Origin of the sequence: Blastococcus sp. MG754426 (genome assembly GCF_021699055.1) — a bacterium.
Lineage (GTDB): Bacteria > Actinomycetota > Actinomycetes > Mycobacteriales > Geodermatophilaceae > Blastococcus.
Genome location: NZ_SSXC01000119.1, coordinates 1 through 8,292 on the forward strand (window position 1 = coordinate 1; position 8,292 = coordinate 8,292).

At 72.2% G+C, this 8,292-nt stretch carries 8 protein-coding genes; 7 read left to right on the forward strand and 1 reads right to left on the reverse strand.

All coding sequences use genetic code 11. From position 1 onward, the window contains the following. Positions 1-197 (reverse strand): hypothetical protein (locus E9549_RS21850; protein ID WP_236828699.1); only part of this gene is annotated, 197 nt, incomplete at its 3' end. Positions 198-221: 24 nt separating this feature from the next. On the opposite strand from E9549_RS21850, the gene E9549_RS21855 reads away from it, so the two are divergent. From E9549_RS21855 to E9549_RS21885, 7 genes are read left to right on the forward strand one after another with little or no spacing between them, the layout of a single operon-like run. After that, on the forward strand, positions 222-836 hold the full coding sequence (locus E9549_RS21855) for a hypothetical protein (RefSeq protein WP_236828700.1): 615 nt from the start codon (positions 222-224) through the stop codon (positions 834-836). Positions 837-885: 49 nt separating this feature from the next. Further along, positions 886-1,767, forward strand: coding sequence for an NADH-quinone oxidoreductase subunit H (locus E9549_RS21860; protein WP_236828701.1), 882 nt, complete (start codon positions 886-888; stop codon positions 1,765-1,767). Between the two features lie 10 nt (positions 1,768-1,777). Next, the gene (locus E9549_RS21865; RefSeq protein ID WP_236828702.1) at positions 1,778-2,359 is read left to right on the forward strand and encodes an NADH-quinone oxidoreductase subunit J; all 582 of its coding nucleotides are present in this window, start codon (positions 1,778-1,780) and stop codon (positions 2,357-2,359) included. Then, positions 2,356-2,673 carry an NADH-quinone oxidoreductase subunit K gene (locus tag E9549_RS21870; protein WP_113800564.1) on the forward strand — a complete coding sequence of 106 codons (318 nt, stop codon included), beginning with the start codon at positions 2,356-2,358 and terminating at the stop codon, positions 2,671-2,673. The genes E9549_RS21865 and E9549_RS21870 overlap by 4 nt, the downstream gene beginning before the upstream one ends. Next, positions 2,670-4,595, forward strand: a complete 1,926-nt coding sequence (locus E9549_RS21875; protein WP_236828703.1) for a proton-conducting transporter membrane subunit — start codon at positions 2,670-2,672, stop codon at positions 4,593-4,595. Before E9549_RS21870 ends, E9549_RS21875 begins: the two co-directional genes overlap by 4 nt. 2 nt (positions 4,596-4,597) lie before the next feature. Then, positions 4,598-6,196 carry a NuoM family protein gene (locus E9549_RS21880; protein WP_236828704.1) on the forward strand — a complete coding sequence of 533 codons (1,599 nt, stop codon included), beginning with the start codon at positions 4,598-4,600 and terminating at the stop codon, positions 6,194-6,196. Positions 6,197-6,201: 5 nt separating this feature from the next. Then, positions 6,202-7,662, forward strand: coding sequence for an NADH-quinone oxidoreductase subunit N (locus E9549_RS21885; protein ID WP_236828705.1), 1,461 nt, complete (start codon positions 6,202-6,204; stop codon positions 7,660-7,662). Positions 7,663-8,292: the final 630 nt, after the last annotated feature.

An 8,292-nucleotide genomic window follows, 5' to 3' on the forward strand; every position in this document is an offset into this window, starting at 1 on the left:
GTGGTCACGAGGGCATGGGCCACGGGAGTGGTCACGAGGGCATGGGCCACGGGAGTGGTCACGAGGGCATGGGCCACGGGAGTGGTCACGAGGGCATGGACCACGGGAGTGGTCACGAGGGCATGGACCACGGGAGTGGTCACGAGGGCATGGACCACGGGAGTGGTCACGAGGGCATGGACCACGGCGGTGGTCACGAGGGCATGGACCACGGCGGTGACGTGGCTGGGCTGCCGATGGCCTCGACCGGCCCGGACCGGGACGGGCTCGAACTCGACGTTCTGAAGGTGGCGCTCGGGCCGGTACTGCCAGGCTGGCCGACGGGACTGGTGTTGCGGGCAAACCTGCAGGGCGACGTCCTCACATCCGCAGAGCTGGCCTGGCTCGACACCGACACCCTCCCGGCCGCGCGGCAGCAGCCCGACTCCCAGCGGGCCATCCTGGACCGGCTCGCACTCTTCCTGGATGTGGCCGGCTGGCCGACCGCCGCCCGAGACGCACGTCGCGCCCGAGACGGGATGGCCCAGATAGGCAGCCGCGACGAGGCACAACGGCTTGCCGAGGCTGTGGCACGGCGGGTGAGTCGGTCGCGGACCTTGGTCTGGACGGCCGGCGGCATCGGCGGACGCGGGTCCGGGGGAGACACGTTGGACCGGGTCAGGCGTTGGTGCGACATGGCGTCGGGGAAACCGGTCGAGAACGTGCCCGCGACGTCACTCGAGGCCGTCGCAGCCCTGGTCGAGGGCGCGGAGATCGGCAGCGCACGGCTGATCGTGGCCAGCCTCGACCTCACCCCCGTGTCCACGGTGTCGGCGTCGGAGCATCTGCATGCCTGAGCAGACCCTGGCGGAGGCGTGGGGGCTGGTCCCGGCAGTCCTTGGGATCGTGGCGGTCGGTGTGGTCCTAGGCGTCGTGGTGGCGGCAGTTGACCGCGTCGTCGTCTTCGGCGCATCCGGGGCGGTCGTGGAGCCGATCCGCTCGAGCGCGCGTCTGCTGGCTGAGCAGCGGCGGACGACTCTGGCGCCGGATCGGCTGCTGTGGCGAATCGGGTGCGTCGCTGTGCCGACGCTGGCGCTGCTGTCTCTGGCGGTGGTACCCGTGGCTGGCCGAACCCTGTGGTCGACCAGCGCCGATCTCGTGTGGTTCAACGCCATGGAAGCGTTGCTGTGGGCGGCGGTGTGGCTGGTCGGCTGGGGTCCGAACGCCGTCCATGCGCTGACCGGTGGATACCGATTCCTCGCCCAGGGCCTGGCCTACGAGCTGCCGCTGATGTTCGCGCTGATCACGGCTGGCCTGGCGGCCGGCTCGTTGCGGACGACCGATGTCGTCGCCGCGCAGGAGGCCCTGTGGCTCGTGGTGACGATGCCGGTCGCCTTCGTGGTCTTCGTGGCCGGCGCCGCGGCCTTCGCCTTCTGGGGGCCGTTCGCCGCACCGGCCGAAGCTGACATCGCCGGCGGCGTCACCTCGGAACTGTCCGGGGTGGACCGGCTGCTGGTGGAGGCCGGTCGCGCCGTCTTCCTCGGCGCGAGCGCGGCCATGGCGGCGGCGCTATTCCTCGGCGGCGACTCCGGCCCCTGGTTGCCCGGCCCGCTGTGGCACCTGCTGAAGACCCTGGCCGTCGTCGCTGCTCTGGTCTGGGTGGGACGACGGATGCCGGTGCTGCGGCCCGACCGCACGGTGGAGGTCGGTTGGATGGTCCTCGTCCCGCTGACGCTCCTGCAGGCGTTGGTCGTCGCGGTGCTCGTCCTGACCGGGTTCTACGCGTGAGGAGGAGCCGATGCTGAGCGACCTCTCCGGCTGGGCGATCACGGCCGTCGCCATCCTCGGGGTCCTGTCGGTCGCCGCGGGGGTCGCGGTCTTCGTCGTCGACTCGATGGCGCGGGCGACCTTCGCCCTGCTGGCGTCGTTCCTCGCCGTGGCGGGCATCCTGCTCGCCCTCGACCTGGTCTACCTGGCCGTCGTGACGGCGCTGATGATGACGATCGAGATGGCGATCATGGCCGTCTTCATGATCATGTTCATGATGAACCCGGCCGGGCTCATGCCGATGACGATGGTGCACAACGCCAAAGGCTCGGCCGCGGTCGGCGCCGGAGTCTTCGTCCTCCTCGCGGTGGGCATCTGGACGATCGACTGGCCGACGATGAACCCGGTTCGCCCCGACGACAGCACCCGCCAGCTCGGCGAGGCGATCATGGGCAGCCACATGCTGGTCATGCTGGTGATCGGCATCGGGCTGTTCGCCACGATCCTGGCCGGCACTGTCCTGGCCACCGCGCGCGGCCGTTACGACCGCCTCGGCCCGGGTCTCGACGCCGAGCACCCGGACGACCCGGTGCCCGGGGGACTGCGCCGATGACCGCCGAGCTGGTGCTGCAGATCGTGCTGACCGTCGCCGCCGGCCTGATCGGCGTCGGGCTGTTCGGGGCGTTGTCCCAGCAGACGATCGTCATGGTGATGATGGGCCTCGAGCTCGTCCTCAACGGTGTGCTGCTGGCCGGGGGAGCGGCCTGGTACTTCCTCGCGCCGGAGCTGCCCGACGCCCAGGTGCTGGTCGTCGTGGCGCTGGTGGTCATGGCGGTGGAGATGGCCATGGGCTTCGCCGTCACCGTCGCCTTCTATCGAGCTCGGCAGCTCGACATGATCGACATGGCGTCGGACCTGCGCGGATGAGCGCCGTCCTCGGCGCCCTGGTGCTGCTCCCCGCCCTGAGCGGAGCCGCCTTGCTCGTCGCCGGGCGGGGGGCCGACCGCGTCGCCGGTCCGCTGGCCGTGGCCGTCGCCGCGGCAGGTGTGGTGGTGGCTGCGCTGGTGGCCGGGACCCGGCCGCTGCTGTCGGTGCCGTTCCTCGGGATCGTCGAGGGCGGGGATCTGCGCCTGGTCGTCGACGGGCTCTCCGCCGTGCTCGTCGTCCTGGTGGCCGGCATCGCCCTGCTGGTCACCGTGTTCGCCGTCGTGGACCTGCCGGCGGATGCCGCTCGGGGGCGGTTCTTCGGCTACCTGCTGCTGTTCGTCGCGGCCATGCTGGCGACGGTCACCGCGGCAACCCTCCCCACGCTTCTCCTGGCCTGGGAGGTCATGGGCGCGACCTCCTACGCGCTCATCGGCTACCACTGGGACGAGCCGGGCAAGCCGGCCGCCGGCACCCGGGCGTTCGTGACCACCCGGGCCGGGGACCTCGGCCTGTACGTCGCCGCCGGGGCGGCGCTGGCTGCGACCGGGAGCCTGGTGCTGACCGACCTGGAGAGCGCGGACGGTGGCTGGGCGGACGTGGCCGCCGCCGGCGTGCTGGTCGCCGCGCTGGGCAAGTCGGCGCAGCTGCCCTTCTCGGCCTGGCTCTCGGCCGCGATGCAGGGGCCGAGCCCGGTGAGCGCGCTGCTGCACTCGGCCACGATGGTGGCCGCCGGCGGGTACCTGCTGATCCGGATGCAGCCGCTGCTGGCGTCGACCGGCTGGGCCGCGACGGCGGCGGCGTGGGCCGGGGCGCTGACCGCGATGGTCCTGGGTGCGGTGGCCGTGGCGCAGACCGACCTCAAGCAGCTGCTCGCGGCCAGCACGGCCGCGCAGATCGGCTTCGTCGTCCTCGCCGCCGGGGTGGGCGCCACCGCCGGTGGCACCGCCCAGCTCGTCGCGCACGCCGCGGTCAAGGCCGGCCTGTTCGTCGCCGCCGGGGCCTGGCTCACCGCGCTCGGCACTAAGAACCTGACCGACCTGCGTGGCGCCGCCCGCCGGTACCGGGGGATCGGGGCAGCGGCCACCGTCGCTGCCCTTGCGTTGGCCGGTGTGCCGCCGCTGTCGCTGTGGGCGACGAAGGACAAGGTGCTCGCCGGTGTCGATGGAACGGCGCTGCACGTGGTCGGCCTCGCCGCCGCCGCGGTCTCGGCGGTCTACGCCGGTCGGATCCTGGCCGTCGTCCTCGCCAGGCCGGCGGGGGACGAGGAGGAGCCGGGCACCCGGCGCGTCCCGGCCCTGACCACGGTCGTCGCCGGCGTGCTGGCCGTGTTCGCCGCCGGGCTGGGTGTGCTCGCGCTGCCGGCCGTGGCAGAGCGACTCGAGGCGGTCCTGGACGTGGAGGGGGAGCCGTCCCCGGGGCTGGGGGAGCTGCTGCTCTCCGGGGCGCTCGCGCTGGTGGCCCTGGGACTGACCGTCGCCGTGGTCCGGGCCCGCCCTGCCGTCATGGAGCAGCTCTCCCGGAGTCCGCTCGCCTCGTGGGCCGGGCTGGGACGGCTGCTCTCGCCACGACCGGCGATGGCGCTCGCCCGGGCGCTGGCCACCGTGGACGACAGGGTGATCGACCGGGCGGTCGTGGGGGTGGCCGTCGGCGCCCGTCGGCTCGCCGGCATGGCGTCCCGGGCGGACGACGGCGTCCTGGACGGCGCGGTGTCCGGCGTCGCCGCAGCTACCCGCCGTACTGCCGCCGGCTCCGCGCGCATCGACACCGGCGTGGTGGACGGCGCCGTCCGCGGGATGGCGCGGGCGTTCCGCCACGCGGGGGGCGCTGCCCGCCGTCCGCAGACGGGCCTGCTCCACCAGTACTACGCCCAGGCCGTCGTCGGTCTCGGGCTTCTGCTCGTCCTCCTGCTCGTGGTGAGGTAGTCGTGCTGCTGACCGTCGTGATCTTCCTGCCGTTGCTGGCCGCTGCTGTGCTGCTGGCGGCCCCGAGGATCCCCGGTCGCGTGGCGATCGGGGTGTGGGTGGCTGCCTCCGCCGTCGACCTGGCGCTGGTCGGCTGGATGTGGTTGCGCTTCGAGCCAGGGCAGGGCGCCTCGGGCGTCGTCGACGGCTTGGCGTACGAGGCCCATCTGCAGTGGATCCCCACGGTCAATGCCGGCTACCACGTCGGCGTCGACGGGCTCTCCCTGCCGCTGCTGGCCCTGACCGGGGTGCTGTTCCTGGCCTGCGCGGTCTACTCGCTGCGTGAGCCGGACCGGCCGCACACCTACGCCGCGCTGTTCCTGTTCCTGCAGACGGCGTGCATGGGCACGTTCGCCTCGCTGGATCTGATCCTGTTCTTCGTCTTCTTCGACCTGTCGATCGTCGGGATGTACTTCGTCATCGCCGGCTGGGGGCACGGCAACGCCCGGCGCAGCGCTTTGAAGTTCTTCCTCTACACCTTCATCGGGTCGCTGGCGCTGCTGGTGGGCTTCATCGGGCTGTTCCTCGGCAGCGAGGAGCGCACCTTCGACATGGTGGCGCTGGCGGCGAATCCGCCGCTCGCCGATTCCCCGGTGGCCGGTGGGCTGGTGCTGCTGGCGATCTTCCTGGGGCTGGCGGTGAAGACGCCGCTGTTCCCCTTCCACACCTGGCTGCCCGACGCGCACACCGACGCACCCGCCGCCGGGTCCGCCATTCTCGCCGGGATCCTGCTCAAGCTCGGCACGTACGGGTTCGTGCGGATCGCCATGCCGATCCTCCCCGAGGCCTGGCAGCGGTGGGCCATGGTGGCCGTCGTCGTCGGGGTGATCAGCGTGCTGTGGGGCGCGTTCGTGGCGCTAGCCCAGACCGACGTCAAGCGGATGATCGCCTACACCTCGGTCAACCACATGGGGTACGTGCTGCTCGGCCTGGGCGCGGCCGGCCTGGTCGCCTCCGCTGACGAAGGCGCGCGGACCGTGGCCACGGTCGGGGCGATGTACCAGATGGTCAGCCACGGCCTGCTCACCGGCGCGCTCTTCCTGCTCAGCGGCGTCCTGTGGTCCCGCGGACACAGCTACGCCTTCGACCGCTGGGGTGGTCTGGCTCGTCCCGCGCCCGTCTTCGCCGCCTGCTTCGCGGTCGCCGCGTTCGGCTCCCTGGGGCTGCCCGGGTTCTCCGGATTTATCGCCGAATTCCAGGTCTTCACCGGCGCGCTGCAGGCCGCACCGCTGGCCACGGTGGTCGCCGTCGTCGGCATCCTGGTCACCGCCGGGCTGTTCCTGCTGGCCCTGCAGCGGTTGTTCACCGGCGATCCCGTCGTCCCGTCCGAGGCAGACCCCGACGAGCTGGCGGAGGGCCCGGGTCCGGAACGTGCGGACGGCACGACGGCGACCGCCGTCCGGCCGCGGACGGCGACCCGGATGCAGGACCTGCGCAGTCGCGAGGCGGCCGCGGTCGTCCCGCTGCTGGTACTCGCCGTGATTCTCGGGTTGGTTCCGCGGGTCCTGCTGGACGTGCTGGAGCCGGCCGCCATGGCGGTGGTGGAGCTGGTGGGCCGGTGACCGGCATGTCCGGGGGTGGCGAGCGGGTGCTCGCCCTGCTCCCCGAACTGCTCCTGCTCCTCGGTGCGGTCGGCGGCCTGCTGCTGGGCCTCTGGACGCCGCAGCACCGGCAGTGGCGGGTCCGGCTCCTGGTCACCGCCGCCTGCCTGGCCAGCGTGATCGCCGCTGCCGTCGCGCTGCCCGAGCCTGCGGAGCGGGTGTTCGAGGCCACCTGGGTCGTCGACACCACCACCGGCGTTGTGCGCATCGTGGTTGCTCTCGGTGTGGCTGTCCTCGTCTGGCTCGCGTCGCCCTCGCTGGCCGGACATCCGCGGGAGACCGAGGCCTACGTCCTCATGCTGCTCGGTGGGCTCGGCAGCATCGCGCTGGCCGCCAGCGGCGATCTGCTGCTGCTGGTCGCCGGCTACCTGCTGGCCAGCGTCCCGCTGTACGCGCTGGCCGGCTTCGCCAAGGACTCCGCGGGTGTCGAGGCGACGATGAAGTACTACCTCATGGGCGCCTTCGTGGGTGTGCTGATGCTCGTCGGCGTCGCCGCCCTGGTGCTCGCCACCGGCACGACCGGCTACCTCGACCTCGCCGCGCTGCTCCCGGACGCCTCCCCGGCTCTGCTCGCCGTGGGCATCCTCGGCGTGCTCGCCGGGGTCGCCTTCAAGGCTGGAGCCGTGCCGGTGCACTTCTGGGTTCCCGACGTCACGGCCGGCACCACCCCGCCGATGGCCGCCTACCTCACCACGATCCCGAAGATCGGCGCGGTCGCCGCCGCGTTCCGGCTGCTCGCCGAGCCCTTCGCCGACGTCCCCCTCGACGTTCCCCTGCTGGTCGCCGTCATCGCCGCGGTCAGCATGACCCTGGGCAACCTGGCCGCCTTCAATCAGACCGAGGTCCTGCGGCTGCTGGCCTACTCAACGGTCAGCCAGGTCGGCTACCTGTTCATGGCCGTCGCCGTCGCCGCGCGCACCGATCTCGCCGTCCCGGCGCTGGCGATCTACCTGGCCGGCTACGCGGTGACCAACATCGGTGCCTTCGCCGCCGTCGCGGCGACCCCGGCCGCGCGCACGATCACCGACTGGGCGACCGCGGTCGGACGCCACCGCTGGATCGTGGTCAGCCTCGTGGTCTGCCTCCTCGGCCTCGTCGGAACTCCACCGACCGCCGTCTTCGTCGGCAAGCTCGCCGTCTTCACCGCGGCATGGGACGGCGCCCTGGCGTGGTTGGTCGTCGTGGCGGCCGTCAACACGGTGGCGAGCCTCTTCTACTACCTGCGCTGGGTCGCCCCCGCGTTCGCCGGGGTGCCGGCCGCACCGTCTATGCGGGAGTGGGCGGGTAGTGGTCCACGGACGGCGGCGGGTACGGCGCAGCGGACCCGGCGTGGCGTCCCGACCGGATTGCTGCACGGGGCCGCGGTCATGTCCCTCCTCCTCGGTCTGGGAGCGGGGTGGTGGCTCGCCTTCGCCCTGTCAACCTGACCGAGGACGGCGACCTCGGACGTCGGTGCATCAAGTCGGCGAGAGATTGGAGTGCAAAGCGATGACCGCGTCGACCTGCCGTCGGTCGGTGGCGCGACTGACGGCGATGTCGCGGCGAGTAGCAGTCATGCGGCTTGCAGGCAGACGGCACGGACGCCGAGGGCGTCCGCCAGCAGCCCGCCGACGCCGGGGCCGACTGCTGTCGGTCCCGCCGGAGCGGTTCACGCGGGACGCATCGCCCGCGGGTGCGGTCGGTTACGTGCGACTGAAGCAGGCCGGGGTACCTCAACGGCGTCGCAATTTCGCAGCGCCCGCGACTAACTGATCCTCGCTATCGGGCAACTGCGCCGCCCAGCGGGTATGGGGAACTCAGACCTGACCAAGATTGGCGGGACTGACGGCGGCCAGCAGGGCGACTACCTTTGCCAGCTCGTCCAGTTCGGCGCGGCAGGCAGCGCACTTGTTCAAGTGCGACCTGACGGTGGCCCGCTCCTCGGCGTCGCCGTGGCCTAATGCGAAGACGCCCAGCTGTGAAGCGCCCCAGGTTTCGTGCCGCTCTCATACGGGCTGCTCCTGCGGGATGAGGGCAGCGTAGTGGGCCTCCTCGGCCTCGTTCGGGGTGATCATTCC